Annotated in this window: 28 protein-coding genes and 2 pseudogenes; 17 read left to right on the top strand and 13 right to left on the bottom strand. The window is 67.9% G+C overall.

Going from position 1 to position 26,528, the window contains the following annotated elements; all coding sequences use genetic code 11:
* Positions 1-557: pseudogene (locus NE2_RS28540) on the top strand (hypothetical protein); the annotation flags it as partial.
* 114 nt (positions 558-671) lie between these two features.
* On the top strand, positions 672-815 hold the full coding sequence (locus tag NE2_RS28545; protein ID WP_218018683.1) for a hypothetical protein: 144 nt from the start codon (positions 672-674) through the stop codon (positions 813-815).
* 3 nt (positions 816-818) lie between these two features.
* Here the strand turns inward: NE2_RS28545 and NE2_RS28550 are convergent, their stop codons facing one another.
* From NE2_RS28550 to NE2_RS28565, 4 genes and pseudogenes are all read right to left on the bottom strand, one after another.
* A complete protein-coding gene (locus NE2_RS28550) occupies positions 819-1,463 on the bottom strand; it encodes a DUF1707 SHOCT-like domain-containing protein (RefSeq protein ID WP_106958489.1) in 645 nt (214 codons plus the stop codon).
* Between the two features lie 110 nt (positions 1,464-1,573).
* Positions 1,574-1,815: pseudogene (locus NE2_RS28555) on the bottom strand (response regulator transcription factor); the annotation flags it as partial.
* An 81-nt stretch (positions 1,816-1,896) separates the two neighbouring features.
* Positions 1,897-2,214 carry a DUF5931 domain-containing protein gene (locus NE2_RS37570; RefSeq protein WP_063031091.1) on the bottom strand — a complete coding sequence of 106 codons (318 nt, stop codon included), beginning with the start codon at positions 2,212-2,214 and terminating at the stop codon, positions 1,897-1,899.
* Positions 2,183-3,352: an AI-2E family transporter gene (locus tag NE2_RS28565; protein WP_063031163.1), complete on the bottom strand. Its 1,170-nt coding sequence runs from the start codon at positions 3,350-3,352 to the stop codon at positions 2,183-2,185. Before NE2_RS28565 ends, NE2_RS37570 begins: the two co-directional genes overlap by 32 nt.
* A 244-nt stretch (positions 3,353-3,596) precedes the next feature.
* Between NE2_RS28565 and NE2_RS28570 the strand changes: the two genes are divergently transcribed.
* From NE2_RS28570 to NE2_RS28580, 3 genes are read left to right on the top strand one after another with little or no spacing between them, the layout of a single operon-like run.
* Positions 3,597-5,072 (top strand): adenylate/guanylate cyclase domain-containing protein, encoded by a 1,476-nt coding sequence (locus NE2_RS28570; RefSeq protein WP_063031165.1) that lies wholly within the window; start codon positions 3,597-3,599, stop codon positions 5,070-5,072.
* A 42-nt stretch (positions 5,073-5,114) separates the two neighbouring features.
* Positions 5,115-6,287 carry a lysylphosphatidylglycerol synthase transmembrane domain-containing protein gene (locus NE2_RS28575; protein WP_063031093.1) on the top strand — a complete coding sequence of 391 codons (1,173 nt, stop codon included), beginning with the start codon at positions 5,115-5,117 and terminating at the stop codon, positions 6,285-6,287.
* Between the two features lie 48 nt (positions 6,288-6,335).
* Positions 6,336-6,746, top strand: coding sequence for a DUF3054 domain-containing protein (locus tag NE2_RS28580; RefSeq protein ID WP_063031095.1), 411 nt, complete (start codon positions 6,336-6,338; stop codon positions 6,744-6,746).
* 12 nt (positions 6,747-6,758) lie between these two features.
* Here the strand turns inward: NE2_RS28580 and NE2_RS28585 are convergent, their stop codons facing one another.
* Positions 6,759-8,441 carry an NTF2-like N-terminal transpeptidase domain-containing protein gene (locus NE2_RS28585; protein ID WP_063031167.1) on the bottom strand — a complete coding sequence of 561 codons (1,683 nt, stop codon included), beginning with the start codon at positions 8,439-8,441 and terminating at the stop codon, positions 6,759-6,761.
* Between the two features lie 269 nt (positions 8,442-8,710).
* On the opposite strand from NE2_RS28585, the gene abmR reads away from it, so the two are divergent.
* Together abmR and aroQ are read left to right on the top strand one after the other, a co-directional pair.
* Positions 8,711-9,295 carry an ATP-binding transcription factor AbmR gene (gene abmR / locus NE2_RS28590; protein WP_030514211.1) on the top strand — a complete coding sequence of 195 codons (585 nt, stop codon included), beginning with the start codon at positions 8,711-8,713 and terminating at the stop codon, positions 9,293-9,295.
* 19 nt (positions 9,296-9,314) lie between these two features.
* Positions 9,315-9,743: a type II 3-dehydroquinate dehydratase gene (gene aroQ, locus NE2_RS28595; RefSeq protein WP_062966518.1), complete on the top strand. Its 429-nt coding sequence runs from the start codon at positions 9,315-9,317 to the stop codon at positions 9,741-9,743.
* Positions 9,744-9,751: 8 nt separating this feature from the next.
* Here aroQ and NE2_RS28600 read toward each other — a convergent pair whose 3' ends face one another.
* Complete coding sequence (locus NE2_RS28600) at positions 9,752-10,654, bottom strand: NAD(P)-dependent oxidoreductase (protein ID WP_267888198.1); 903 nt, start codon at positions 10,652-10,654, stop codon at positions 9,752-9,754.
* A gap of 92 nt (positions 10,655-10,746) precedes the next feature.
* Between NE2_RS28600 and NE2_RS28605 the strand changes: the two genes are divergently transcribed.
* Positions 10,747-11,094 (top strand): winged helix-turn-helix transcriptional regulator, encoded by a 348-nt coding sequence (locus NE2_RS28605; protein ID WP_063031097.1) that lies wholly within the window; start codon positions 10,747-10,749, stop codon positions 11,092-11,094.
* A 7-nt stretch (positions 11,095-11,101) separates the two neighbouring features.
* Here the strand turns inward: NE2_RS28605 and NE2_RS28610 are convergent, their stop codons facing one another.
* Both NE2_RS28610 and NE2_RS28615 read right to left on the bottom strand, forming a co-directional pair.
* Positions 11,102-12,253, bottom strand: coding sequence for a glycerate kinase (locus NE2_RS28610; RefSeq protein ID WP_063031099.1), 1,152 nt, complete (start codon positions 12,251-12,253; stop codon positions 11,102-11,104).
* A gap of 98 nt (positions 12,254-12,351) precedes the next feature.
* Positions 12,352-13,890: an alpha/beta hydrolase gene (locus tag NE2_RS28615; RefSeq protein ID WP_233429901.1), complete on the bottom strand. Its 1,539-nt coding sequence runs from the start codon at positions 13,888-13,890 to the stop codon at positions 12,352-12,354.
* 200 nt (positions 13,891-14,090) lie between these two features.
* On the opposite strand from NE2_RS28615, the gene NE2_RS28620 reads away from it, so the two are divergent.
* The 4 genes from NE2_RS28620 (at position 14,091) to NE2_RS36775 (ending at position 16,645) form a co-directional block, all read left to right on the top strand.
* Positions 14,091-14,420: a GNAT family N-acetyltransferase gene (locus tag NE2_RS28620; protein ID WP_063031101.1), complete on the top strand. Its 330-nt coding sequence runs from the start codon at positions 14,091-14,093 to the stop codon at positions 14,418-14,420.
* An 87-nt stretch (positions 14,421-14,507) separates the two neighbouring features.
* Positions 14,508-15,131 (top strand): YqgE/AlgH family protein, encoded by a 624-nt coding sequence (locus NE2_RS28625; protein WP_081879338.1) that lies wholly within the window; start codon positions 14,508-14,510, stop codon positions 15,129-15,131.
* Between the two features lie 72 nt (positions 15,132-15,203).
* Positions 15,204-15,740 (top strand): sigma-70 family RNA polymerase sigma factor, encoded by a 537-nt coding sequence (locus NE2_RS28630; protein WP_063031103.1) that lies wholly within the window; start codon positions 15,204-15,206, stop codon positions 15,738-15,740.
* A complete protein-coding gene (locus tag NE2_RS36775; protein WP_063031105.1) occupies positions 15,737-16,645 on the top strand; it encodes an anti-sigma factor family protein in 909 nt (302 codons plus the stop codon). The genes NE2_RS28630 and NE2_RS36775 overlap by 4 nt, the downstream gene beginning before the upstream one ends.
* Before the next feature lie 364 nt (positions 16,646-17,009).
* Here the strand turns inward: NE2_RS36775 and NE2_RS28640 are convergent, their stop codons facing one another.
* The 5 genes from NE2_RS28640 to NE2_RS28660 form a co-directional block, all read right to left on the bottom strand.
* Complete coding sequence (locus NE2_RS28640) at positions 17,010-17,486, bottom strand: hypothetical protein (RefSeq protein WP_063031107.1); 477 nt, start codon at positions 17,484-17,486, stop codon at positions 17,010-17,012.
* Positions 17,487-17,574: 88 nt separating this feature from the next.
* Positions 17,575-18,675, bottom strand: a complete 1,101-nt coding sequence (locus tag NE2_RS28645; RefSeq protein WP_063031109.1) for an aminotransferase class I/II-fold pyridoxal phosphate-dependent enzyme — start codon at positions 18,673-18,675, stop codon at positions 17,575-17,577.
* Complete coding sequence (locus tag NE2_RS28650) at positions 18,675-19,712, bottom strand: 3-oxoacyl-ACP synthase III family protein (RefSeq protein ID WP_051755528.1); 1,038 nt, start codon at positions 19,710-19,712, stop codon at positions 18,675-18,677. Before NE2_RS28650 ends, NE2_RS28645 begins: the two co-directional genes overlap by 1 nt.
* A gap of 12 nt (positions 19,713-19,724) precedes the next feature.
* Positions 19,725-20,393, bottom strand: coding sequence for a hypothetical protein (locus tag NE2_RS28655; protein ID WP_063031111.1), 669 nt, complete (start codon positions 20,391-20,393; stop codon positions 19,725-19,727).
* On the bottom strand, positions 20,390-22,072 hold the full coding sequence (locus tag NE2_RS28660) for a thiamine pyrophosphate-binding protein (RefSeq protein ID WP_063031113.1): 1,683 nt from the start codon (positions 22,070-22,072) through the stop codon (positions 20,390-20,392). Before NE2_RS28660 ends, NE2_RS28655 begins: the two co-directional genes overlap by 4 nt.
* A 159-nt stretch (positions 22,073-22,231) precedes the next feature.
* On the opposite strand from NE2_RS28660, the gene NE2_RS28665 reads away from it, so the two are divergent.
* The 5 genes from NE2_RS28665 (at position 22,232) to NE2_RS28685 (ending at position 26,517) form a co-directional block, all read left to right on the top strand.
* Positions 22,232-22,747 carry an EXLDI protein gene (locus NE2_RS28665; protein ID WP_030514196.1) on the top strand — a complete coding sequence of 172 codons (516 nt, stop codon included), beginning with the start codon at positions 22,232-22,234 and terminating at the stop codon, positions 22,745-22,747.
* A 132-nt stretch (positions 22,748-22,879) separates the two neighbouring features.
* A complete protein-coding gene (locus NE2_RS28670; RefSeq protein WP_063031115.1) occupies positions 22,880-23,818 on the top strand; it encodes an ATP-binding cassette domain-containing protein in 939 nt (312 codons plus the stop codon).
* Positions 23,815-24,579, top strand: a complete 765-nt coding sequence (locus NE2_RS28675; protein WP_030514194.1) for an ABC transporter permease — start codon at positions 23,815-23,817, stop codon at positions 24,577-24,579. Before NE2_RS28670 ends, NE2_RS28675 begins: the two co-directional genes overlap by 4 nt.
* A 143-nt stretch (positions 24,580-24,722) precedes the next feature.
* Positions 24,723-26,072, top strand: a complete 1,350-nt coding sequence (gene gdhA, locus NE2_RS28680; RefSeq protein WP_063031117.1) for an NADP-specific glutamate dehydrogenase — start codon at positions 24,723-24,725, stop codon at positions 26,070-26,072.
* A 55-nt stretch (positions 26,073-26,127) separates the two neighbouring features.
* Positions 26,128-26,517: a cupin domain-containing protein gene (locus tag NE2_RS28685; protein WP_063031119.1), complete on the top strand. Its 390-nt coding sequence runs from the start codon at positions 26,128-26,130 to the stop codon at positions 26,515-26,517.
* Positions 26,518-26,528 lie beyond the last annotated feature (11 nt).

The following is a 26,528-nucleotide window of genomic DNA, read 5'->3' on the forward strand; positions in this document are numbered from 1 at the left end:
AGGGGCCCGGTCGCTCGCAGCGAGTTGCCCCCGAAGGCCGCCCGCCGGCCGTGCAGCCGCCGCGGCGCATCCCGCCCGACGGCATGCGGCATTCGCCTACGCGCACAACGGGATCCGGGCCCGGCAGCGTGCCTCCCGCCATGCCCCGGGAGCCGAAGGACACCGATGCGACCCAGGAGCTGCACGAGCCGGCGAATCCGGGCCACCGGCCACCGGCCGGCGGCCACAACGCACCGGCTCCGGGGCTCCGAGGCGACCTCGGCTCGCCGCACGGTCCGGGCTCGATGGGCACCGGTGAAGCCGGAGGTCCGACGGCGCCCGAGCCCGGGAATTCCACGGCCGCAACCGAATCCGATGCGTCCGGAAACCCGGCCGACCACCCCGACGCCCCGGGTGACGACAACCGCAACAACATCGAACAGTGGATGGCCGACCTGCGCTCGTCCCGTCGTCGCCCCGAGCCGGAACCGGCCGATCCCGACGACGAGGGTAAGCATCGCACCAGCGGCCGCACGGTGAGCGTCAACGAACTGCTGCGCCGCCAGAACCGCGACTGATCGAACTGCGCGGGCCGGTGGCTTCGTACCGGCCCGCGCCCGCAGCTCGCGGCTCTACGATGCACCCATGCTGAACACCGCGCGGATCGAGGCACGCGAGGGGGCCGGCGCGGCGTGGTCTTCGAGGAGTACCCGGGCACCGTCGGCGGGATCATGGAGATCGAGGGAAACTACCCCAGCAAGGGACGCGCGGAACGGGGTGCGTGGTTTCGCGACAGCGAGGGAAACATGATCGGACTCGGCGAGGTCGTCGAATAGCGATCAGAACCCCGACATCAGCTTCTTCCATTGCACGCCGAACGGATGCTTCGCGGTGATCGAGCTGAACCGGCTGCGCCCGTGCACGATGATGTGCAGCGGTCCGATCGGCGGCCCGGTACGCACCTTGTTGTTGGCGCTGGAACCGATCAGCTCCACGCCGTTCAGGTCGACGGTCGCCTCACCGGGCAGGATCATGGTCAACGAGCTGCAGAAATCGTCGACCCGGATCTCGACCACCTGGGTCGACATCACGGCCTGGGTGAAATCCAGGGTGACGCCGGACAGATAGCTGTTGACGTACAGCGAGGGCGGCACCTGCCACGGTCCCTTGCGGGTGACGCCGGACAGGCGCGGACGAATCGCGGTTTCGGTCTCGGTGCGTCCGGCGGGGGCACCCCACCGCCACGTCTGCGCCGGTCCGGGCGAGGCGGTCGGCCGGGCGGGATTCGGTTGTCCCGCAAGGCGAATCCCGGGCAGGTCGATCAGGACGGCGTTGAGTTCGCCGCGCGTCTTGGCCGCCAGCGCGGTATCCATCCGCTCGCTGAACTCGCCCAGCGACAACATGCCCAGCCCGACCGCGCGCTGCAGCAGGTTCCCGACATGTTCGCGTTCGGCATCCGATACTCGCAGGTCACGGTCGCCCACGGCTCCCCCGGTTCCCGCGGACCCCGGGGCGGAAACGGTCTCACCACCCATGTTCACGAGGCTACCGACGCCGCGGCCGCAGCACATCAGGGCAATCCCTGATCCGGCCCCTACTCGAGGCCCTGTTCGATGGCGTACCGGGTGAGTTCGACCCGGTTGCCGAGCGGCAGTTTGCACAGCGTCGCCTGCACGTGGTTCTCCACCGCGCGATGGCTGACGCTCAGCCTGGTCGCGATCTGTTTCGCCGACAAACCCTTCGCCACCAGCCGCAACACCTCGGTTTCGCGGTCGGTGAGGACCGGGCGCTCGGCGCTCCTACCGGCCCCGCCCCGGCGATGCGACGGAATTCGCCTCGTCGCCGTCGTGCAGCGCGTATTGGACAGCGCGGCACCGACGGCGGCGGCGATCTCCCGGGCGGTCCATGCCCCGATCGTCACCGGCTCACCGGGCGCGGAGACCGAGATCGCCGGCGCGGCCAAGGCCCGCAGCGGGGAACGCAGGTCCGCGCGGGCGCCGAGACGACGGACCAGAGCACCAGCATCCCGATCAGCACCCAACTCAGCGGTCGCCGCTCGTACGACGACACCGAGGCGACCTGCTGGCCCACCGCGTAGAGCATTGTGACCAGGCGAAACACCTGCGCCGCCCGCCACAGCGGCGCCGTCGCGGCCGTCGGTCCCGGCGCGGTCGAGCCGGCGGGCGGCGTGACGCCCGCGGACTCAGCCCTCGTCCGCATCACCGCCGTCCGCATCGGACCGCGATTCGGCCCGGCGGTAGCGATCCGGCTCGGGCCGGTCGGGATCGGCGTGGAACATCGGCTCCCCCGGTTCCCCGGTATTGAGTTCCTGATACAGCTCTTCCGGGCTGCCGACCAGCAACGAACGGATCGCGGTGTTCATCACCGCGACGAACGGCACCGCCAGCAGACCACCCGCGATACCGGCCAGCACCACGCCCGCCGTGATCGCCAGCACCACCGCCAGCGGATGGATGCGCACCGCGCGGCCCAGCAACAACGGTTGCAGCACATGGCCCTCCAGCTGCATCACCGCCACCGTGATGCCGAGCACGATCAGCGCGGTGACGAAACCCTTCGTCATCAAGGCCAGGAAGACCGCGATGAAACCCGCGAGCAGGGAGCCGACGATCGGGACGAAGGCGCCGATGAACACCAGCGATGCCAGCGGAAGGGCGAGCGGCACACTGAGAATCGCCAGCCCGGCGCCGATGCCGATGGCGTCGACGGCCGCCACCACGACGGTGGCGCGCACGAATCCGATCAGCGTGCCGAAGCCGAGCCGCCCGGCGGTGCGCACGCGTTCACGTTGCGGGGTGGGCACGATCCGGGTCACGAAGTTCCAGATCTGGTCGCCGCCGTAGAGGAAGAAGATCAGGATGAACAGCGTCAGGAAGGCGCCGGTCAAGAATTCGCCGATCGCCGCGGCGGTGGTCAGGGCGCCGCTGGTCAGCGAATCCTGATTGGCCTCCAGGGTTTTGATGATCGTATTGCCGCCGTTGCGGATCTGGTCGTTGCTCAGATGCAGCGGACCGTTGATCAGCCAGTCCTGCACGGTGTGGATGCTGGTCTTGAATTCGTCGGTCAGCTGCGGCACACCGGTGATGAACTGCTCGATCACGAAGGTGAAGATTCCCGCCAGCAAGCCCAGCGATCCGACCAGGGCCACGAATACGCCGATGCCGCGCGGCATTCCGAGGCGTTGCAGCAGATCCACCAGCGGCGAGAGCAGCGCCGCCGCGAGCAGGGCGATCGCGACCGGAATGACGACCGTGGTCAGCTTGTGCGCCAGGTAGGCGACCGCCAGCACCGCCACCAGGATGATCAACAATCGCCAGCACCATTCGGCGCCTTGACGCACCAGTGGATGCACCGAGTCGGCCGCGCTGCGCTCGCGCCCGCGATCGGGTGCGCTTCGGCTCGAAGCCGCCGATGCGACGCCCGCCGGGGCAGGCTCGGCCGGATTCCCGGAGGTCTTGCTGTCCCCACTCACGCCGCGAGCCTATCGGCCGGGGACGCAACCGGCACGTGTCCGCTCCGCCCGAATCCGGTGACCTACGACGCGCCCCGCTAGATTGGTCATCGTGTCAGCGCCTCTGGAAGCGGTCAAACAGACCATGCGAACGCGCTGGCCGCTGTACCTCGCATCGATGCTGGCGGCCAATGCCTTCGGTGCGGTCTTGGTCTACGCGTTCATTCAGTACGGGCTGCCCGCGCCCGAGGGCACCCCGAACGGGTTGCGGCGCGCCGGCCTGCTGCTTCCGGCGCTGGTCTTCGCGATCGGCGGATTCCTGAGCGTCACCGCCTCGGCGTTGATGCTGCGCCCGGTGATGCGCTGGCAGATGCGCGGCGGGCCGCCCAGTCGCCAGGAACAGATGGCGGCGTTGCACGCGCCGCTGCGGCAGTCCATCCTCCACCTGCTGTTGTGGCTGGTGGGCGGTGCGGTGCTGGCCGCGCGGATCATCGTGGAAACACCCGAGCTCGCGGGTGCGGTGATCGTCACCGAATGTATGGCCGCCACCATCGTGTTCGGCTTCACCTACATGCTGGGTGAACGAATTTTGCGCCCGGTGGCCGCGCACGCGCTGACCACCGGCACCTTCGATCACACCCTCACCCCCGGTGTCGGCACGCGCATGGCGATGACGTGGGGCATGGGCACATTCGCGCCGACCATCGCTATCGTGCTGCTGTGCGTCACCCAGATCACGTCGCAGGTGCATTTCTCGGCGCAGTCGCTGGCCATCTCGATTCTGCTGCTGTGCGGTGTGGTGATCATGCAGGCGCTGGCGCTGTCGATGCTCACCGCGTCGAGCATCTCCGACCCGGTGCGGCAGCTCTCCCGAGCGATCAACCGGGTGCAGGGAGGTGCGCGCGATGTCCAGGTCGAGGTGTTCGACGGCAGTGAGATCGGCCTGCTGCAGGTCGGTTTCAACCGCATGATGGAAGAGGCCGCGCAGCGCCGCGAACTGCAGGAACTGTTCGGCCAGCACGTCGGCGAGGAAGTGGCCCGCCGCGCGCTCGAGTACGGCACGGAACTGGGTGGTGAAACTCGGTTCGTGGCCGTGTTGTTCGTGGATATGGTCGGCTCCACCGCCACCGCCGCCGAGCGGCCGCCCACCGAGGTGGTCAGTCTGCTCAACGAATTCTTCCGGGTGGTGGTCGATGTGGTCGACCGGCACAACGGCCTGATCAACAAGTTCGTCGGCGATGCGGCGCTGGCGATCTTCGGTGCGCCACTGGACCGTCCGGACGCGCCGACCGCCGCGCTGGCCGCGGCCCGCGATCTGCGCGAGGCGCTGCGCGAGGTGCCGGGCCTGGATATCGGCATCGGTGTCTCGGCCGGCCTAGCCGTCGCCGGAAACATCGGCGCCGCGAATCGCTTCGAGTACACGGTGATCGGCGATCCGGTGAACGAGGCCTCGCGCCTCACCGAATTGGCGAAGGAACATCCGGGCCGCGTCCTGGCCTCGGGCAGCGCCCTGTACTTCGCCGACGACGACGAACAGAAGCAGTGGATCTCCGGCGACGAGGTGCAATTGCGCGGTCGCCGCCGCAAGACCCGGCTCGCGTGGCCGAAGGCTCTCGGATGAGCCACTGCCGCCTTCGGGCCCGACCCCACTAGGCTGGGCGTCGTGACGGCCCACGCTGAACCCGGCGGCGAACCGGCGCGGCCCGCGCGGCGCAGGTTCCGCTGGTTGAAATGGGCCCTCGGCGTTGCCCTGTCGGCGTTGCTGATCGCCGAGGGCGTATACCTGTGGCCGCGCCTGCACGATTCCTGGCGCAACCTCACGGAGATCCACTGGGGCTGGGTCGCCCTGTGCGTCTGGATGCAAGCGTTGTCGATGAGCGGATTCGGCCGCATCCAGAAACGCCTGCTACGCGCGGGCGGGGTCGACGTCTCGCAGCGCGCCTCGGTATCGGTCGTCTACGGAGCCACCGCGATGTCGGTGTCGCTGCCCGCCGGCCAAGTGTTCTCCACGGCCTTCACCTATCGCCAGACCCGCCGCTGGGGTGCGAGCCCGATCGTCGCGTCCTGGCAGCTGCTGATGTCGGGCGTAGTCGCGACGAGCGGCATGCTGCTGCTCGGCGTGGGCGGCGCGCTGCTGGTCGGCAATCGCATCGGTCCGTGGAAGCTGGTTCTCACGCTGGGCGCGGTGGCGCTGCTGGTGTGGGCGGGCAAATACATCTCCGGTAACCCCGGTGCGCTGCAGGCGCTGGTGCGCCGCGGGGTGCGGCTGGTCAACCGGATCCGGCGACATCCGGCCGATGCCGGACTGGCGCACGTCGACGAGGTGCTGCGACAGCTGGAATCGGTGGATGTGCACCGGCGGGATGCCGCGTGGGTGGCGTTCTGGGCGGTCGTGCATCGGCTCGGCGATGTGGCCTGCCTGGGTGCGGCCTGCTACGCGGTCGGCGCCGATCCGCGCTGGGCGGGCCTGCTGATCGCCTTCAGTGTGGGCAAAGCGGTCGGCACCATTCCGTTCGCACCCGGTGGCATCGTCTACGTCGATGCCACCCTGATCTACAGCCTCACCGCCGCCGCGGGACTGCCGGCGGCGCAGGCGGTGGCCGCCGCCTTCGTCTACCGCATGGTGAGTTTCATTCTCGTCGCGATCATCGGCTGGATCGTCTTCGTCTTCCGCTTCCGCAATCCGCAGCTCGGTGATGCGCAGTTCGAGCAGGAATTCGAACAGCGCTCGGCCCTGCTCGCCGAACCCCGCCGCGCCGACAGCGGCGCGAACCGGCCCCTTCGGGAGGGCGACTCGCCCGGACCGGCCGAACCCGACGGCGAACCGCAGCCCTGAGCGGTCCCGGAATCCGGCTGCCGCACGGCTGTCACTACCCTGGCGACCGTGAGGAAATGGCTGCCGCTGCTGATCGATATCGTGCTGGTGATCGTGTTCTGCGCGATCGGCCGGCGCAGCCACGACGAAGCGGTGGCGGCGGGTCTGCTGCGCACGGTCTGGCCGTTCGGCGCCGGTCTGCTGATCGGCTGGGTGATTGCTCCGGCGATCGCCGGCCGCGGGCGACTGTCCGCCGCGCTCGCACGATTCGACGGATCGGCGGTGTGGCCGACCGGCGTGGTGGTGTGGTTGTCGACGCTGATCGGCGGCATGGTGCTGCGAGTGATCAGCGGTCAGGGCACCGCGGTCAGCTTCGTCATCGTCGCGGCGACCGTCCTCGCGCTCTTCCTGCTGGGCTGGCGTGCGGTGTGGATGCTCGCCGCCCGGCGCATTCGAGTCACCGGCGCATCCGTGAACTGACGCCCGCGACCGCTACTTGTTGTCGTCCGGCGTGGCGAGCGACTGCAGCATCCGCGCGGCCATCCGGGAGGTGGCATCGCCGCTGTCGATATCGTCGATGTGGATGGCGAAGGCCAGGTCGCCGGCATTGGCGAGCAGCCATCCGTCCGAGCCGGCATTCGCGGTGAAGGCGGTGACCCCGGCATAGCGGGCGACCGTCACCTCCTGCGGACTTCCGGTCGCGTCGCGCAGCATGCCGCGCAGCTTGTCGACCACATCGCCGGGCAGCGGTTCCAGCTTGGCCTCGGTGGTGCCGGGCCGGCCGATCTCGATCATCGGCGGGGCCACCGATCCCCGCGCGATCGTGGCCGCGGCGATCGCCATCCCGAACGGGCTGGCCAGAATCGGATCGTTGGTGCCCTGTTTGACCTGCTCGACGCCGCGACCGCCGATCGGCAGCCGGCCCGTGGTCTCGTCGAGTCCGGGCACCTTGAACCCGATGCCCACGCCCAGCATGGCCGCCGCCTCGGCCGCATCCTGCACCGAAACGTCCTGCGGCGCCTTCTTCTTCACGATCGAGGCAACCGCCTTGAACAGGTCCATCGCACCACCGACCGGATAGGTGGCGGTGAATGCGGGCGCGCCCTGGGCGCTGGCGTAGTTGTTCTGGGCCGCCGCGACCACCGCACCCGTCGAGGGCTGTATCGCCACGATCGATGCCGCCGTACCGACACTGACCACGGCGTCCTCGGCCGCACGCTGCAACTTCTGGTCCATCGTGGAGGCGATGTCCGGTCCCGGCGGACCCTGATATCCGGCCAGTTGGGTGACCATCCGGCCGTCGGGCTCGAACAGCTGCACACCCCAGCCGGCGTGCTGATCCCGGTTCTCCTGCCACACCTTCTGCAGCGCATCGGTCATGGGCGACCACACCCGGCGGTCGGCGACGATCAGCCTCGGCTGCTTCTCCATCACCACGCCCGGAATCGAGGCCATCCGAGGCTCGAGAATCGCGAAATCGTCCTCGCGCAGGCTCACCGCGGTGATCGGCTTGCCCTGCGAGCCCGCCAGCTGCTGCATCAGCGAGGCACCGGTGATCAGCGGCGCGACCGGCGCGATGGCATCGGCCAGGGCATTGGTGGTGCCGACCGGATCACCCGTCTTGGTGGGATCCACCTTGATGACGTTGATGGTCTGCTGGGTCAGCAACGGCTGGCCGTCGTTGTCGTTGACCTTCGGCGCCGGCGTCGCCTCGGTGCGGACGAGCTTCACCGACCGCTTGTAATCCAGTTGCGGCATGACGACGGTGGGGTCCCAGGAAATCCGCCAGCCGATAGCCAGCTTGCGGATATTGCCCTGCAGGTCGTAACTCCAGTCCTTACCCGGCCCGAAGTTCCAGGCGGCCTTCAGGTTGAACATCGCCGAATCGCCGTCGAGGCTGATGAACTGAACCAGCTTGTAATCGGGCTTACCGGGCTGGAGTCCGTCGAACATCGACTTCAGAGTGCTCTCGGCACCGGAGGGGTACGAGGTCAGTGCGGCGGCGCCGGCGGCATCGCGATCGTCCATTAGCTGGGTGAAATGCTCGACGACCGCTTCGGGTCCACTCGGCGTGCTGTGAAAATCGCACGACCCCATCACGATCGCTACGGCAGCAATTGCGGCCAGTGCCACTGCGCCCCGAACGCGAAAGCGGCGGGATCCCCACACATCCATGTCGCCCACTCTTCACTCTTGTCACTCCAGCAACAAGACCAACGGTACCCGAAGGAGTTGCCCGCGGTCCCACCTAGGCACCGACCGCATCTTCCATGCTCAGCGACCACAATAGTGCCCGATCACCGACATCCGTTGCAGCCGGTCGGCGAAATCGGCGGACGTGTTCGGAAGCTTCCCCTTTCCTCCGACAGCGAAACCCGCCGTGCCCTTATGCGGCGTAATCTTGTAATCACAGTTACACAGAACTTTCGCAGTGAGGAAACATCATGAGACACGGACACGGACGTGGATTCGGGCGGCCCGGCGGCTGGCAACAAGCGGATCTTCCGGACGCCGCCGACGCTCCGGACTGGTTCGCCGGAAGGTTGCCGAGCGAGTGGTTCAGCGGTCCGGCGACCATCGAGATCGACCGCGACGAGATCGTGGTGATCGGGGAACTGGCGCTGCCGGCACCCGAATCGAGCGAGGACGAGGAAGCCGGATCCGAACCGTCTCCCGCGACGGTGGACGGCCTGATCGCACGCTTCCGCGAATCGACCCGGCCGGCGCGCATGCAGATCGCTCAGGAGGCTCAGGCGCGCTACGGCCGCAATGTGGCGTGGGGCGTCTCGGTCAACGGGGAACGCACCCTGTTCACCCATCTCTCGGTGCCGGTGATGACGCGGCTGCGCCAGCCCGAACGCAAGGTGCTCGATACGCTCGTCGACGCCGGGGTCGCCCGCTCCCGCGCCGATGCGCTCGCCTGGACGGTGAAATTGGCCGGTAAGCACGCCGAGGAGTGGTTGGCGGAACTGCGGTCGGCGATGCGCAAGGTGGACGACCTGCGAGCCGAGGGGCCGCGCGGCCTGTGACCGGGCTAGGGTACCGGTCATGGCACCGATTCTCGTGCTCAACGGCCCGAATCTGAATATGCTCGGCACCCGCCAGCCCGAGGTCTACGGCTCGGACACCCTCGACGACGTGGTCGAGCTGTGCCGGGAGACCGCCGCCCGCTTCGATCGCGAGATCACCGCCTATCAGTCCAATTCCGAAGGGGCGCTGATCGATCGGATCCACGCCGCGCGCGGGGTGGAAGCCGGGATCGTGATCAATCCCGGCGGCCTGACCCACACCTCGGTCGCCCTGCGCGACGCCCTGGTGATTCCCGAGGTGCCGATCGTGGAGGTGCACATCTCGAATGTGCACGCACGCGAGGAATTCCGGCACCATTCCTACATTTCGCCGATCGCCACCGCGGTGATCGCCGGGATGGGGATCCGGGGATACGCGGCGGCGATCGAATTCCTCTGCACCCGTTGAACTTCCGCTCAGGCTCCGTCGCGCAGTAGCCGGTACATCGGCAGTCCGGCGCCGGCGGCGACCACCTTCTCCCACAGCTCCCGCACGGTATGCGACAGCGTGGCGTCCACACCCACCTCCGCGCTGGTCTCGACGACGTGGGCCGCACCCGCCACCATCATCCGGGCGGCGGCGTCGTCACCCCAGCCGCCGGACTTCGCGGCGGTGGCGTATTCGGCCATGAAGAAGGGGAACGCCTCGGCGGAGCGTTGCGCGAAGGGCAGGAAGCGGTCGATGTCGTGCCCGGCGCGTTCGACGACGGCCAGGGCCTGGTTGTAGCCGATCAGCCAGGGGTGGAACAGCGTGAGCAGAGCCTGGTAGAACAACTGCGCCAGCCCGTCGTCGGCGCCGAGGTACTCCGGTGCGCTGAGAGGGCGCAGCAGGTCGGCATGGGCGTCGAAGACCTCGCGCGGACCGCTGTAGAAGATGTAGGACGCCGGATGGGTGATGTTGTCGCCGGCCGACATGAACCCGCCGGACAGGAACCGCGCCCCGTGCGAGCGCACCCATCGGGCGCCCGCGCGGGTGCGCTCCGGCGAATCGGAGGACAGGTTCACGATCACCCTGTCCCGCAACCGTTCCGGAGCCCGGCCCAGGACGTCGTACATGGCGGCGTAGTCGGTGAGGCTCAGGATGATCACCTCGTTGCGCTCGAGCGCGTCGGCCACCGACTCGGCGCGCCGGGCGCCCAGTTCCGCCATGGCCTCGGCTTTGTCGGCGCTGCGATTCCAGACCGTCACCTCGGTGCCGGCGGCCAGCAGCACGCGCACGATCGCCCGGCCCATCGGGCCCAGCCCGATCACCGTGACGGAGGAACGTTCGGACATGGTGTACTCCTTGCTGTTTCGAAGTTCTTCCGATCGGCGCCGGATTCGATCGTCACCGGGATCCGCGTCCGGGGCAATAACGCACGTCGACGTGCGGTTGCTTACCTCGAAGTTCGAAAAATGGTCAGGAGGCCGAGATGGCGAACGACAGTGATGCAGAACACTCGGTATGTGGGATGTCGGTGGCCATCGATGTGGTCGGCGGCAAGTGGAAACTCCACCTGATGTGGGTTCTGGGCGAGGGCCCGCAGCGTTTCGGCCGCATTCGTGCCCTGCTGCCCGGGGTGAGCGAGAAGGTGCTCACCGAGAATCTCCGCCATCTGGAATCCCACGGCGTGGTCCGCCGGGAGGTGTTCCCCGAAATCCCTCCGCGCGTGGAATATTCGCTTACTCCCTCGGGGATCGACTTGGCCGCGGCCCTGCGCCCGCTCGAGCAGTGGGGTGAACGGCGCCGCGACGGACTGCTCGACACGGCGACGGCATGAGGGCGGGTCAGCCCAGGTAGTCGCGCGCTATCCGGGCACCGACTTCTTCGAGCAGGCGCGCGGCCTCGGCGATCGATCGAACCGGATCGGATTCGAGGTCGCTCAGCGGATAGCAGCGGGCGAAGCCCGCGGCGCGCAGTCGCTCCGGACTCAGCGCGCAGCGTCCGGCGACGGCGACCACCGGCACACCCACGGCGGCCGCCGCGACTCCGGCGGGCGCCTTCCCGCGCAACGTCTGCTCGTCCACCGCCCCCTCGCCGGTGACCACCAACTCCGCGTCCCGGACCCGACCGGCGAAATCGATCAGCTCGAGAATCACCTCGATCCCGGACCGCTGCCGCGCCCCGAGCATCGCCATGGCCCCGAATCCGGTACCACCCGCGGCGCCCGCCCCGGGATGCCCGGCCAGGTCGGCGCCGCGCTGATGCCCATCCCCCGTCCCGAAGGGATAACCGCTCGCGTCGACCAGATGCGCCCAATGCGCCAGGATCGCTTCGAGTTCGGCGCACTGCCGGAGGGAGGCACCCTTCTGCGGCGCGAAAACCGCTGCGGCGCCGTCCGGTCCGAGCAGCGGGTTGTCGACGTCACCGGCGAGTACGAAGGCCGCATCCCGAACGGCCGGGTGCAGATCGGAGTGGTCGAGGCGTCGTGCTCGCGCCAGTTCCGCTGCCCCCGAACCGATTTCGACGCCGTCCTCGTCGAGGATGTGCAGGCCGAGCGCTTGCAGCATGCCCGCGCCGCCATCGGTGGACGCGCTGCCGCCCAGTCCGAGCACGACCTCGCGAATGCCGTGGTCCAGGGCGTGGCGGATCAGCACCCCGAGCCCGTACGTGCCCGCACCCATCGGATCGGTTCGGCCGCTGGGCAATTCGACCAATCCGACCGCTGCGGCCAATTCGACCACGGCCGTATTCCCGCGCACCGCGTAGCTCGCCGAATGCGGCGCACCCGTCGGCCCGACGGTGTCGACCGGTACCCGCTCCCACCCGGCGGCGACGAAGGCGTCGACGGTACCGTCGCCGCCATCGGCCACCGGCACCTGCCGAACCTCGGCGTCCGGCGCCACGCGCGCGATTCCGGCCGCGAGCGCCGCGGCCACCTCAGGCGCCGCCAGCGACCCTTTGAACTTGTCCGGCGCCACCACTACCCGCCGCGCCATCGCAACCCCATTCCTCCGGCGAGATCGAACTCCGGTCACCGTACTGCGCCGCTCACCCGGGGGCCGACGCCCCGGCCGCCACACCGGTGACCGTGGCGTCACGGCATGGGCGCCTGATCCACGTGATCGATGTTCACCTCGCCGGTACGCAGGTACCGGACCACGGCGTCGTCGAGCGGAGCGTTACCGCGACCGAAGGTGCCGTGGTCGCCACCGTCGACGCTGATCAGATGTCCGTGCAGGGCCGTCGCCATCGCGGGCCCGCCGGGATACGCGGTCACCGCGTCGTTGCGACTCTGCAGTACCAGCGGCGCGGTGGCCAGGCCGTGGTCGGCGATCGGCGTCGGCGTGGTCACGGGATCCCAGTCGGCACAGGCCAATCCGCTGCGTACCAGATCGGCGCGGGCGTCGAGGGCGTTGCCGCCGGAGGCGACGATGGCGGCCGCCGAACCGATGGCGTCCCACCGAGCCGGCACCGCGTTCTCGTTGCAGGTGATCGCGGAGAACACCGCCTGGCCGGTCGGGTCGGTGGTCGCCACGCCCGCGATCGCGCGCATCCGCCGCAGATCGCCGGGTTGCGCATTCGCCTCGGCCATCGCCTGCGCCAGACTCGGCCAGAAGCCGCGGGCGTAGGCGGCCACGGTGGTCGCCGATACCAACGGCACCTGGGCCGACATGCCGCCGGAGGTCAACGCGCGCACCAGATTCTGGGCCTTGCCCATCTCCTCCGCGCCGGCGTTCACGCCCGCGCGTGCCACGGCCGGCAGCGGTGCGGGCAGCTCGCGCGGCAGGTCGGCCGCCGACACCGGGGGCGGGGTCAGGTTGGCGTACCAGCCGCCGCCCTGTGCCGACACCAGCCGCACCCAGGTCTCGTACACCCGCAGCGCCGAATCGCCGAGGTGATAGACGTTGTCGTGCTGGGCGATCCAGCCGAACAGGTCGTCGAGCCGCTGTTTCCCCGCGAGCTGCTGCTGTGCGAACTGTTCGGTCCACACCCACTGCGGGTCGACATTCGAGTCCAGCACCATCCGGTCGACATGCTGCGGGAACAGCGACGCGTAGACCGCGCCCAGATAGGTCCCGTAGGAGATGCCGAGGAAGTCGATGCGCTCCAGCCCCAGCGCCGCGCGCACCGCATCCATATCGCGGGCCGTGGTCTCGGTGGTGATGGTCCGCAGGTAGCCGGGCTGGGCGGCGTCACATGCCTTGCGCAGTGACTCGCGCTCGCGGTCGCCGTCCTGCGCGATCTCGGCCCCGCAGGTCAGCGGGGTCGACCAGCGCAGTCCGCGCGGCTGTACGGCCACCAGGTCGTAGTGCTCGACCAGGTCCTTCGGCAGTTGGGCCAGCCGGACGCCCCAGTAGTCGAGGGCGTCCGCACCGGGCCCGCCCGGATTGGCGAAGAGAGTGCCGTAGCGCTGCCCGCTCGCGCGAATTCGGCTGACGGTCACCTCGATTTGCGAACCGTCCGGTGCGGCGTAGTCCCTCGGCACCGAGATCGACGCGCAGCGCGTCGGCCGCCCGTCGCCGACGGAGCCGGCCGGGCACGTCCCGAAATCCGGCTCGGCATGGGCGGTCGCCGGCGCCAGCGCGGCGAGCACCGCCGTCAGTACCGCGACGGTGGCCGATCGCGCCGCCACAGGTAGTCCCCGTCGTCCCATCCGCGCCGTCTCCCCGTCCGGCCGGTCGACGGCCGTCGTCGCATCGAGCATCCGACCGCTCGAGCCCCTGCATTGTCGCCAGCCGCGCCGGGTGCGACAACTCGAACCACGCCCGACACGGGGAAGGATGTCGGCGTAGCCGCGCACAGTCGGCGATCGACACGCTCTAGGCTCAGCGAATGACGCAGGGTGCGCAGCAGAACATCGAAATTCGAGACAACTCACGGCTCGACCGATTCGAACTGTATGTCGACGGACAGCACGCCGGGGTGGCCGCCTATCAGGACACCGCCTCCGAGCGAGCCTTCGTGCACACCGAGATCTATCCGCAGTTCGAGGGCCAGGGCTACGGCCGTCTGCTGGTGCAGGGTGCGCTCGACCGGACCGTGGAGCAGGGCTTCGGCATCCTGCCGCTGTGCGCGATGGTGCATCACTTCGTCGAATCCCGGCCGCGCTATCTGGCGACGGTGCCGCAATGGGCGCGGGAACGATTCGGCCTGCCGCAGTAGCCGGCGGCGCATCGGGATGGCCGCGTCGGAGCCCAACCGCGAATCACGCACCACTAAACACAGCGCGCGCCCCGCGACGGTGCGATGATGACTAGCGTGGCACGCGCAGAGGAACACGGCGACCGCCCGAGACGTGAATCCCGGTACGAGGAACAGGCGGTGCGGCCCGGCACCTTGCTGGTCTCGGCAACGGAGCTGGTCGAGCCCACTTTCCGGCGCACCGTGATCTACATCGTCGAACACAACGATGCGGGCAGTCTCGGTGTCGTCCTGAACCGCCCGAGCGAAACCGCGGTGCAGGACGTGCTACCACGCTGGGCCGATCTCGCGGCCGGGCCCCGCACGCTGTACGTGGGCGGGCCGGTGAAGCGCGATTCGGCATTGTGTCTGACCACGGTCCGCGTCGGTGCCTCGATCGAGGGCATCCGCGGGCTGCGCCGCGTGGACGGTCGCGTGGCGCTGCTCGATCTGGACTCCGACCCCGATTCGATCGCACCGCTGGTCGAGGGCATCCGCATCTTCGCCGGCTATGCCGGATGGACCTTCGGTCAGCTGGAGGGCGAACTGGAACGCGGGGACTGGATCGTGTTGTCGGCGTTGCCGTCGGATCCGTTGGCGGGACGCACCGATCTGTGGGCGCACGTGTTGCGCCGGCAGCCGCTGCCGCTGTCGCTACTGGCGACACACCCCATCGAACTAGAACGCAATTGATTACGTATTCACGGAGTGTGGTCCCCCAACGCTCGCCTCGACCGAGGCGGCGGATACGCCCGGTCGGCACCCATGTCTGACCCCGCGATCCCCCCCGTCGACGCGGCGCCCTCCCGGGCGCATTTGCTGCGGGTGCTCTACGACGAACACGCACCGACGCTGTGGCGGTACACCTACAGCCTGGTCGGCGATGCCGGACGGGCCGAGGACATCGTGCAGGAGACGTTGTTGCGGGCCTGGCAGCGTCCGCAGGTCCTCGACCAGTCGACGGCCTCGGCGCGGGCGTGGTTGTTCACCGTGGCCAGGCATCTCGCGGTCGACGAATTCCGCAGTGCGCGGCATCGGCGCGAGTACGGCACCGACACGCCGCCCGAACAGGCGGCTCCGGACGAGGCGGAACGCGCAGTGGACAGTTGGGTGATCACCGACGCGCTGGCTCGGCTCAGCTCCGATCATCGCGAGGTGATCGTGCGGGCCTACTATCGCGGACTGTCGACACACCAGATAGCGAACGAATTGGCGATCCCCGAGGGCACCGTCAAATCCCGGATGCACTACGGGATGCGAGCGTTGCGTTCGGCCCTACAGGAGATGGGGGTGACGAAATGACATCGGCCGACACCGCGTCACACGACGACTATGCGACCTGGGATGCACCGTATGTGCTCGGCGCCCTCGCTCCCGACCAGCGGCTCGAATACGAGGCGCATCTGTCCGAATGCGCCGAATGCAGGCTCGCCATCGCGGACCTGTCGGGCTTGCCGGGACTGCTCAGCCACATTCCCGGTGACGTCGCTCTCTCGCTGATCGACGACGGGTCCGCCGCGGACCACGCCGGCAGTTTCGGCGACGCCGGGTTCGACGCCCTGCTGAACCGGGTGCGCGCGAGCGAAGCCACCACCGACGGCGGCGGGATACTGCCTTTCGAAGCTCATGGCACCGGCCCGGCCACCGAGACGGGCACGACCGAACCCGACGCGGGCACTTCGGCGGCCCGCGAAACCCCCGCCGAAACCCGGCGCACCGAGCCGGAGCAGCCCCCCGCCTCGCTGGCAGCGGCGCGCGAGCGCAAGCGTAGCCGCAGCGGTCCGTGGCTCGCCCTGGCCGGTGCGGTGGCCGCCGCCGCGGCCGCGGTCGCCATCACCATCCCGATCACCGTCGCGCACACCCAGCACAACAATCCCCCCACCGCCGAGCAGGTGGTCACGGAGCGGCAGATGGATCAGGTGATTCCGTCTCCGATCACCGCGAACTTCACTCTCACACAGCTGAATTCCGGTACACGGGTGAACATGTCGTGCAACTACGCGCCGTCGGATACCGATTACACCTGGGACGGCGCGCTGTGGGTGGTGCACACCGACGGCACGCAGTCGATGGTGGCGCAGTGGTCGGCTCATCCCGGCCAGACGGTGACCGCGGACGGCATCACCTCGGCCCCGGCGGACAAGATCCGATCGGTCGAAATACGTTCGAGCACAACCAACCAGGTGTTCCTGCGCGGAACGGTGTGAGCGGCCGCCGTCAGCCGATCCGCCGGGAATCGATATCACCGTCCACCGCGATTTCGCCGGCGATATCGGATTTCCACCGGCGCGCGGCGGCGAATTCCATTACCCGCCTGCGGTATCCGATCAGCTGGCCGTCTATCTGTCCGAAGAGGAGTCGCAAAGCTTCAAGGCGGGCAAGGTTGTCTACAACTGTCTGCTCGCCGATCTATATCCCGGTGGCAGGCAGCCGGTCAAAGGCAGTTTCGACAACGGCTGGCCCGCCGAGATCCAGCAGCGTGTGCTGTCGAACTGGCACAAGTACGGGTACCGCTGATCTCACGAGAGATTGCGCGAGCCGCGGCGCGCTGTTGCGCGCCGCGGCTCGGCTTCACAGCAGGACGAGGGTGGTGCACAGGGCGGCGAGGGCGAGCGCCTGCAGGCCGACCCGGTAACCGAGGATGCTCTCCCATTTGTCCTGCAGCGCACGGGCATCGGCGGGGATGACGCCGGTCTGCGCCGCGTGCGTCTGGGCGGTGTTGATCGGCTTGGCGATTCGCGCGTAGAGGCCGAGCCAGCTCAGCAGCGCCAGCAGCGCGATCCCGGCCGCGACCGCGGCACCGGCGGCTCCCGCCACGACCGCGATGACGACGGCGAGTACGGTGCTGATCACCCCACCGGCGCCGGCGAACGGCATTCGCCGGTCGCCGTAGTAGTGCCCCCATCCGGCCGAGACGGTCATCGTCGCGTCGTCGAGTTTGCGATAGACGGGTCGGAAGATGAGGGTGGCGGCGACATCGGTGCCGTAGACGATGGCGTTGGTGAGAACGGCCAGCACGGTGAGCACCTGCGCGGATGTGGTCAGCATGGAAGACTCCTAGTCATCATCTAGCGTTGCTAGCTTCTATGGCAACAGTAGATGAGTTCGACTAGCTTGTCTAGCACTGCTAGAAAATTTACCGCCCCGCTCTGACCGGAAGCTCGGCGCACCGATCACCTGCGGCGTGCACGGGCGCCGGGCGCGGCCGAGGCACCGGCTCGGCACGACCGTCGAAGGCGTGCAGCACCGCGGCATCGGCACGCGGATCACCGACCGCGATCCGCGCACTGCCGTCGGGGTAACCCTTGGCCGCGATCCCCGCGCCCGCCAGCGTCGCGTGAGCCGCGGACCCCGGCAGGTAGAGAAAGTTGCCGCGGCTGCACGGCACGGCGAAACCCCTGTGCCGCAAAGCGGTTCGCAGCAGTTCGCGCTCGGCGGTGATATCGGCGATCCGTTCGGCGAGCTCCGCCGAGGCGGCATAGCAGGCGCGCACGGCGGCGACGGCGTAGTCGGGCATGCCGAACGGAAGTTGCAGTCGCCGCACCCGCGCGATCAGTTCCGGCGCGCCGAACGCATAGCCGATACGCAGTCCTGCCAGGCCGTACGCCTTCGAAAAGGTGCGCAACACAAGGAGGTTGGGATAGTGCGCGACGAGTTCGCAGGGGTCGATCGTTTCGGCGTCGGCCAGGAATTCCACGTAGGCCTCGTCCAGTATCACCGGAACATGCCGCGGCACACCGAACAGGAAAGCCTTCAGCTCCGCGGCGGGCGCCACGGTCCCGGTCGGATTGTGGGGGCGGCAGATCGCGACCAGTGCCGTGCGCTCGTCCACCGCCCGGGCCATCGCCGTCAGCCGCTGCCGTCCGCTCGCATCCAGGGGAACTCCCACGACGTCCAGACCCGCCATGGCGGCCATGATCGGATAGCCGTCGAAGGTCGGAGTCGCGAACACCATGCGCCGCCCCGGCCCCGAGACCGCCTGCATGATCTGCAGCACCACACCGGTCGCCCCCGCACCGACGACCACCTGATCGGGGTCGACGCCGAGGTGCGCGGCGATCACGGCCGGCAGCCGCCGGGGCAGAAATTCCGGATACCGATTGGCGCCGCGAATCGCCTCGTTCACCACCGCGAGCACCGAAGGCAGTGGCGGAAAGGGGTTTTCGCTGAGCGTCAGATCGAACCGCGGCGGCGGTATCGGCTGCGTCACCGCGGTTTCACGGGCGGACGAATCCATCACGCCGCACCCCATCGCACCGCGGCCGCGGCCGCGAAATCCCCGGCATGGGCGAAGGCCGCCAGGAGCACCACCGACCCGTTGCGCAACCGGCCGGCCCGGTTCTCGATATCCAGGGTCACCGGAATGCCGGCGGCGAACAGATTTCCGCACCGATCGAAGGAATCCGGATGCCGTTCCGCGGGCAGTTCCAGCGCATCGTGCCAGTTCCGCAGGAACAGCCGATTCGGCTGATTGGTGACGAAGGTGTCGATATCGCGGCCTTTCACCCCGATGCGGTCGCATACCGCGAGGGCGAGTTCCGGGACCAGCCGGTTGCCGCGCGCGAAGACCTTCGTCACCTTCGATTCGGTGAAACTCACGCAGCCCTGTCCTTCCCCGGGCTCCCAGTACTTGCGTTCGGAGCCGGTGGAGAAATCCATATCCCCGGCGAATTCCGGGAAGGTGCGGCATTCGATATCGAGGATCGGCGCACTGTTGTCCTTGACCAGCAATCCCACCCCGCAGCCGTCCCCCGGCACCGGCGCCTGCGCGAGCTTGCGAATCTCGGTCTGGGTGAAGACCGGACCCGCGGTGTTCTGCGTCGTCGCGATCAGGGCGGTGCGGGCGTCGGTCGTCTGCAGAATCATCCGGGCCAGCATCATCATGTGGATGAATGCCGCGCAGCCGCCGTTGTGCACGTCGAACACCCATTTCGGATTCATCCCCAGCCGCCGCGCCACCTCCGGCCCGGCGCCCATGACCGGATTGTCGGGGAGCTGGGTATGGGTGAGCAGCACGTCGATATCGGCGAGCGTGCCGGCGCCGTGCCGTTCGATCAGCGGCGCGACCGCGCGTTCGACCATATCCACGGCGGTTTCGTCGCGGCCCTTGTGATGGCGACCGTGCGGCGCGCGGAACATGACGTTCTTCGCCATCCGCTCCGAACGCGAGAATTGCGTGAAGTATTCGGTACCTACCGGCTCACCCGGCAGATAGCAGGCCACATCGACCAGACTGACCGGTGCCAGCCGCAGGGCGGGATCGGTGAAATCCATCTCGGCGTATCCTCACTTCATCCACTCGGGGGTGATCGGAAGTCCGTGCGCGGCACGGTATTCGGCGATCGCTTTCAGGTTGTCCAGCTCCAGCCGGTGTCCGGCGGAGAACATCTCCCAGAAATCGCCGACCCAGACCTTGCGGCCCGCCGGGGCCTTGTCGGGATAGGGATTCGCGTCGTAGAACGGGTGCCTGCAATTGGTCCACAGCACCACCGATCCGGGCTTGTTCAACACCACCTGGGCGTCGACGACCCGCATCAGATAGACCATCCACAGGTGTTCACCCTGATCCCACGCACAGTGGTAATCCACGGTCATCGCATCCGGATTGGCCTCGGTGCGCGTGAAGATCCGGGTGTCCTTGCCCAGCCGGTCGTAGGATTCCCACAACCCCGGGGTGGCGGTTTCGGTGAATCCGCGCAGACTGTAGGTCCACTCCTCCAAACTCTGTGTGTGCGAGAGGTATTCGTACAGTTCGCGCGGGGGTGCGGCGATATAGTCCTGCACCGGGCAGAATTGGCCGAAGATCTGGTCGTGGGGATAGACCGAGCGCAGCATATCCATGATGATCGGCGTGGTCTCCTCGCGATCGGAATTCTCGATGCGCAACAACCCGGGAATTGCGCGGTGCGGAAGATCGGGAATATCGCTGAGAGCGGGTGCGGTGCTGGTGGTCACGGATTCCTCCTCGGTGCGGACAGGAAGGGGATGAACGGCGGTATCTCGTCGGGATCGCAATCGATCGAAACGAACGAGGGCCCGGGCGTTTCCAGGCAGTACGACAGCACTGTCGCGAGCTCGGCCGGCGTCGCCGGCGAGAAGGAGGGCAGATCCGGGAACATCGCCGCCATGCCGGCTCCCAGATGTGCTTTGTGGAATCTGTTGAAGCTGTAGCGATCTCCGTAGAACAGTTGCTCCCGGGTCACGCACATGGCATGCGCGGAATTGTCGAGTACGACGAAGGTCACCGGCAGCCCGTACTGGATCGCGGTGTGAATCTCCATGCCGTGCATGTAGAAGGCGCCGTCACCGGCCACCACCACGGTGCGCCGCTCGGTCCCGTCCTCGCGGTGCCGGCGGGCGAAACAGGACCCGATGGCGGCGCCGAAGGCGTAGCCCATACCGCCCATACCGAGGGCGACGACGAAGCGGCCGTCGCGCGGCGGGCGGAGATGATGCACCACCGATGCCCCGGTATTGCCCGCGTCGGCGAAGACATCGGTATCGGAATGCAGTGTGCCGTTGAGTGTTTCGACAATGTCGCGATAGCGCAGGCCCGGTCCGTTCGCGGGCGGCACCGGCAGCGGGTCCGGCATCCGCTGGCTCCGGGGATCCACCCGGTGCACCCGGCCCGCGCCGGCACTCAGCGCCGACGTGAGTTCGCGGAGTGTGGCGGCCAGATCGGTACTGGTGGCGTGAACCGCGGGGAGGTAGGGCGGCTCACTGCCGACCGACGCCGTCGACGCGCCCAGCACCGATTCCAGTCCGGCGCGCGCGGTGACCGGCATCCGGGTGCCGACCAGCAGGCACAGGGCGCTGCCGTGCAGGGCGTCGGCCAGTTCGGTATGGCCCATACTTCCGGCGACACCGAGAAATCCTTGTTCGGTGCAGTCGTACACATCCTTGGCGTCCGGCGCGACGCCGACCCCGGCGTCGAGAACCGCTGCCAGATCACGCAGTTCGGCACGAGCATCGTCGCGGGCGACCTGGGCTCCCGCGATGATCACGACCTTGCCGACCGCCCGGGCCGCCCGCAGCCCCTCCAGGAGCCGCTCGATACCGGCGTCGTCCCGGCCGTGTACCGGACGCGGTGCGACGAACGGGCCGGCGCGAAGTTCGGCCTGCTGAACATCCTTGGGCAGCAGCAGAACCGCCGGTCCGCCCGCTCGGGCGGCCGCGACGGCGCGCGAGAGATGGTCCGGAAGCGAGGCGGGCGTCTCCACCCGTGCGCAATACAGCGCGATCGTGTCGAAAAGTTCGGCGGCGTCGAAGGTTCCGGCTCGGCCGCTGGAATCCTGGAAGGCGCCTTTACCTTCGAGGCCGGTCGGCGCCTGCCCCACCAACGCGAGCACGGGGACCCGGGAGGCGTGCGATTCCGCCAATCCGGCAACGAGATTCATCGCTCCACCACCGGAGGTCGCGCAGACGACGCCGAGACCCGCGGTGGAACGGGCATAACCGTCGGCCATGGTGGCGGCGGCGAATTCGTGTTTGGCCACCACCGCCGTGATCCGGTCCGAGGCGTCGTAGGCCGCGTCGTAGAGATCTTCGATGTTGGCGCCGTCGACGCCGAAGATGTGTCGCACTCCCATGTCCGATACGGCCCGCACCAGGTAGTCGACCAGTCGTGACGGCATCGCCGCTCCTTCCCGTATGGGTTCCGAAGCCGGCCGCGCTGCCGGAACGAACGCACTCAGCGGGGATACGAAGCACGCACCCGACCGGTTCACCGTTCTCGCGCGCCTTCGCAAAAAGACCCTCTTGTGTGTATGTATACATCTACGTATAGTTGGGCCATGCCGAACAAGACCGTATATGTCTCCGATGACGATCTCCCCCTGTTCCAGCGCGCGCAGGAGCTGGTCGGCGGCAATCTCTCGGGTGCGATCGTGACGGCACTGCGCCGATACATCGAGCTGGAGGAGGGGCGGCTGCAGGGATTCGACGAGATCGTCCTGCGCGTCGGCCACAACGGCGCCCGGCAGGTGCGATTCTCGGGAGTGCTGCTCACCGAGTCGAGCGATATGGGCGACGAGCGTTTCGAGCGCATTCGCGTATTCCGCACGCGCAAGGGCAAATTCGTGCTGCACCGGCAGCGTTCGGAATGGACCGACTACCCGACCGACACGAACTGGCTGAAGGATCTGACCAATTGGCGGCGGATGCTCGGCGTCACCGATCCGGACTGGGGCGAATTCACCATGGACATCTACGACTCACCGGCCGACCTGAAAGGCAGGGTTCCCGACAAGCTGTACAACCGCATCAGCGATCTGACCGAGCATCCGCAGATCGAGGATCTCGACATCTGATCGACCACTTCGAGCCGAATTAGCCTCGGCCGCACGACAACTCGATATCGACCCACCTTGTCCGCCGAAATCCTGCGGACACGGCTCGGTCGACGCATGCATTCATCGCAATCTTATTATGAAAGGACGACCATGAGTTCACCGGCCATATCGGTCACCGGTCTGCGGAAATCGTTCGCCGACCACGTGGTGCTGGACGGTATCGACCTCACTGTCCCGGAGGGCAGGATCTTCGCGCTGCTCGGCCCCAACGGCGCCGGCAAGACCACCACCGTCCACATCCTCGCCACCCTGACCCGGCCCGACGACGGCAACCTGCGCGTCGGGGGCCATGACCCGGTCACCGAACCCGACGCCGTCCGCACCGCCATCGGCGTGACCGGGCAGTTCTCGGCGGTCGACGAACTGCTCACCGGCCGCGAGAACCTGCTGCTGATGGCGGATCTGCACCATCTGCCCCGTGGCGAGGGCCGGCGCATCGCCGACGACCTGCTGACCCGCTTCGACCTGCTGGACGCCGCCGACAAGGTGGCCGGGAGCTACTCCGGCGGTATGACGCGCCGGCTCGACCTGGCGATGACCCTGGTCGGCGAGCCGCGCATCATCTTCCTCGACGAACCCACGGTCGGCCTCGATCCACGCAGCCGACGCGGGATGTGGGACATCATCCGCGAACTGGTCGCCGACGGCGTCACCATCTTCCTCACCACCCAGTATCTGGAGGAGGCCGACCAGCTCGCGCATCGGATCGCGGTGCTCGACCACGGCCACATCGTCGCCGAAGGCACGCCCGAACAGCTGAAACGCCTTGTGCCGGGCGGACATATCCGCCTGACCTTCGGCGACGAGGAACAGCTGCGCAGCGCCGCCGAACTACTCGGCGGAACGACCACGGACTCGACCCTGGCGGTGCCCAGCGACGGCGGCGTCGCCTCGCTGCGCGACGTTCTGGACCGGCTCGGCCGCGCCCGCATCGAGCCCGAAAGCCTGTCTTTGCACACCCCCGATCTCGACGACGTCTTCCTCACCCTCACCGGCCGCACCGCACCCGAGAAGGAATCCGCACGATGACCACGCACACCCTCGCCGACTCCCGCACGATGCTGCGCCGGAACCTGGTGCACGCCAAGCGTTATCCCGGCATGACGATCAGCATGTTCATCATGCCGCTGGTGATGTTGCTGATGTTCAATTACATCTTCGGTGGCGCACTGGAGAAGGCCACCGGCGGCAGTTACATCGACTACCTGGTCCCCGGCATGATGTTGATCATTCCGGCCTATCTGGTGGTCGGGGTCGCGGTGGCCATAGCCTCGGATATGACCAAGGGCATCGTGAACCGGTTCCGGACCATGCCCATGGCACATTCCTCGATCCTCACCGGCCAGGTCGCCGGGACCGTGATCCAAGGCGTGCTGGGTGTCGGCCTGATGGTCGCAGTCGCGGCGCTGATCGGCTTCCGTCCCGACGCCACCGTCGTGGAATGGCTCGCCGCCTTCGGCCTCATCGCCCTGGTGATCTTCGGATTGGCATGGCTCGGAGTGGGTTTCGGATTGGCCGCCAAAACACCGGAGAGCGCGAGCAATACCCCGACTCCGCTGATCTTCCTCCCCTTTCTCGGCAGCGGCCTGGCTCCCACCGACACCATGCCCGCCGGTGTCCGGCAATTCGCCGAGTATCAGCCCTTCACGCCCCTGACCGAAACACTGCGCGGACTGCTCATGGGCACGGCCATCGGAGGCAACGGCATCGCGGCGGTGGCCTGGTGCGTCGGCTTCGCGGTGGTCGGCTATCTCTGGTCGCGCTCACTGTTCCGCCGCAAGACCAACTGAGCTACCACCCAGTGATTAACGGACATACCGGTCGAAACCCCGCCGTCCTCGCGTGAGAACGTAGGAACGAGGCCGATCGGGCCCGGGCCGGTGCCATCCGGCCCGGGCCGTCGGCGCAGTCGACGACCGGAAGGAGTGCGTCCATGGCCGCCCTGGACGAGAAGCTGCAGGACATCTATGCCGAGGTACTGCAGCGCAACCCCGGTGAATCGGAATTCCATCAAGCCGTGCGCGAAGTGCTAGACAGCCTCGGACCGGTCGTCGCCAAACATCCCCAGTACGTCGACGCGGCGGTGATCCGGCGGTTGTGCGAGCCCGAGCGGCAGATCATCTTCCGCGTGCCGTGGGTCGACGACAGCGGCACGGTGCAGATCAACCGCGGTTTCCGGGTCGAGTTCAACTCCGCGCTCGGCCCCTACAAAGGCGGTCTGCGGTTCCATCCGTCGGTCTATCTGGGCATCGTCAAATTCCTGGGATTCGAGCAGATCTTCAAGAACGCGCTCACCGGAATGCCGATCGGCGGCGCTAAGGGTGGTTCGGATTTCGACCCGAAGGGGCGGTCGGACGCGGAGGTGATGCGCTTCTGCCAGTCCTTCATGACCGAGCTCTACCGGCATATCGGCGAGCACACCGACGTTCCGGCCGGTGATATCGGCGTGGGCGGTCGCGAGATCGGCTATCTGTTCGGCCAGTACAAACGCATCACCAACCGCTACGAATCCGGCGTGCTCACCGGCAAGGGGCTGAGCTGGGGTGGCTCGCAGGTACGCCCTGAGGCGACCGGATACGGCACCGTCTTCTTCACCGAGCAGATCCTCGACCGGCGCGGCGACAGCTTCGAGGGCAAACGCGTGGTGATCTCCGGCTCGGGCAATGTCGCCATCTACGCCGTGGAGAAGGTGCACCAACTGGGCGGCACCGTCGTCGCCTGTTCGGACTCCTCGGGCTACATCGTCGACGACAAGGGTATCGATCTCGAACTGCTCAAGGAGATCAAGCACGACCGGCGCGGGCGCATCCACGAATATCCCGACATCGCCCGTGGCTCGGCGTATTTCGTGGATTCCGGCTCGATCTGGGCGGTGCCCTGCGATATCGCGCTGCCCTGTGCGACGCAGAACGAACTCAACGGCAGCGATGCCCGCCGGCTGATCGAGAACGGCTGCGCCATCGTGGCCGAAGGCGCCAATATGCCCTGCACCCCCGAGGCATCCCGGTTGCTGGTCGACGCGGGCGTGACCTTCGCACCGGGCAAGGCCGCCAATGCGGGCGGGGTGGCCACCAGCGCACTCGAGATGCAACAGAACGCTTCCCGCGATTCGTGGAGCTTCGAACACACCGAACAGCGCCTCGAGACGATCATGCGAGGCATCCACGACCGCTGCCTCGAGACCGCCGAAGAGTACGGGACCCCGGGCGATTACGTCGCCGGTGCGAACATCGCCGGTTTCACCCAGGTCGCCGACGCGATGCTGGCACTGGGGATCGTCTAGGACTCGGCCGGCCGGAACGCGCCGGCCGGATGCTCATTCCGGCATCATCGGTGCCATGCCCGTTCTCGGAACGTTTCGGCCCAATCCGCCGCCGTCCGTCGGTACGCGCAGCCGGGTGCTGATGCGGCTGCGGGTGGCGCGGTGGCAGTTCCTGCTCCGGCAGACGATCGTCGAACCGGGCGGTGACAGTGGTTGGCACTATCACGACGGCACGCTGTTCGTCCTGGTCACCGGCAGCACTCTCGACCATCCCGGCACCGACTGCGTCCCGGTCGCCTATCGCCCGGGGCGGATATTCCGCGAGCCCGCCGGCGCCGCCCACGCCCACGCCGCCCGCAACCGCACGCGAAAACCCTTGCGGCTCACGGTGTTCTACGTGCTCCCGGCCGGTAGTCCGCTCTCCCGCTCGATCCCCGCACCGGAGTGCGACCCGGACCGACGATAGGACGTGTGCCT

This window comes from Nocardia elegans NBRC 108235 (assembly GCF_001612845.1).
In the GTDB taxonomy this organism is placed as follows: Bacteria; Actinomycetota; Actinomycetes; order Mycobacteriales; family Mycobacteriaceae; genus Nocardia; species Nocardia nova.

What these genes read in the sequence shown, in the direction of transcription:
- NE2_RS28605 (WP_063031097.1), top strand. Translation starts at nt 10,747, where the DNA reads ATGGCGAACGACAGTGATGCAGAACACTCGGTATGTGGGATGTCGGTG.
- NE2_RS28640 (WP_063031107.1), bottom strand. Translation starts at nt 17,486, where the DNA reads ATGCTGACCACATCCGCGCAGGTGCTCACCGTGCTGGCCGTTCTCACC.
- NE2_RS28660 (WP_063031113.1), bottom strand. Translation starts at nt 22,072, where the DNA reads ATGCCGTCACGACTGGTCGACTACCTGGTGCGGGCCGTATCGGACATG.
- NE2_RS28585 (WP_063031167.1), bottom strand. Translation starts at nt 8,441, where the DNA reads ATGGATGTGTGGGGATCCCGCCGCTTTCGCGTTCGGGGCGCAGTGGCA.
- NE2_RS28630 (WP_063031103.1), top strand. Translation starts at nt 15,204, where the DNA reads ATGTCTGACCCCGCGATCCCCCCCGTCGACGCGGCGCCCTCCCGGGCG.
- NE2_RS28675 (WP_030514194.1), top strand. Translation starts at nt 23,815, where the DNA reads ATGACCACGCACACCCTCGCCGACTCCCGCACGATGCTGCGCCGGAAC.
- NE2_RS28625 (WP_081879338.1), top strand. Translation starts at nt 14,508, where the DNA reads ATGACTAGCGTGGCACGCGCAGAGGAACACGGCGACCGCCCGAGACGT.
- abmR (WP_030514211.1), top strand. Translation starts at nt 8,711, where the DNA reads ATGAGACACGGACACGGACGTGGATTCGGGCGGCCCGGCGGCTGGCAA.
- NE2_RS28650 (WP_051755528.1), bottom strand. Translation starts at nt 19,712, where the DNA reads ATGGATTTCACCGATCCCGCCCTGCGGCTGGCACCGGTCAGTCTGGTC.
- NE2_RS36775 (WP_063031105.1), top strand. Translation starts at nt 15,737, where the DNA reads ATGACATCGGCCGACACCGCGTCACACGACGACTATGCGACCTGGGAT.
- NE2_RS28620 (WP_063031101.1), top strand. Translation starts at nt 14,091, where the DNA reads ATGACGCAGGGTGCGCAGCAGAACATCGAAATTCGAGACAACTCACGG.
- NE2_RS28665 (WP_030514196.1), top strand. Translation starts at nt 22,232, where the DNA reads ATGCCGAACAAGACCGTATATGTCTCCGATGACGATCTCCCCCTGTTC.
- aroQ (WP_062966518.1), top strand. Translation starts at nt 9,315, where the DNA reads ATGGCACCGATTCTCGTGCTCAACGGCCCGAATCTGAATATGCTCGGC.
- NE2_RS28570 (WP_063031165.1), top strand. Translation starts at nt 3,597, where the DNA reads ATGCGAACGCGCTGGCCGCTGTACCTCGCATCGATGCTGGCGGCCAAT.
- NE2_RS28610 (WP_063031099.1), bottom strand. Translation starts at nt 12,253, where the DNA reads ATGGCGCGGCGGGTAGTGGTGGCGCCGGACAAGTTCAAAGGGTCGCTG.
- gdhA (WP_063031117.1), top strand. Translation starts at nt 24,723, where the DNA reads ATGGCCGCCCTGGACGAGAAGCTGCAGGACATCTATGCCGAGGTACTG.
- NE2_RS37570 (WP_063031091.1), bottom strand. Translation starts at nt 2,214, where the DNA reads ATGCGGACGGCGGTGATGCGGACGAGGGCTGAGTCCGCGGGCGTCACG.
- NE2_RS28685 (WP_063031119.1), top strand. Translation starts at nt 26,128, where the DNA reads ATGCCCGTTCTCGGAACGTTTCGGCCCAATCCGCCGCCGTCCGTCGGT.
- NE2_RS28645 (WP_063031109.1), bottom strand. Translation starts at nt 18,675, where the DNA reads ATGGATTCGTCCGCCCGTGAAACCGCGGTGACGCAGCCGATACCGCCG.
- NE2_RS28670 (WP_063031115.1), top strand. Translation starts at nt 22,880, where the DNA reads ATGAGTTCACCGGCCATATCGGTCACCGGTCTGCGGAAATCGTTCGCC.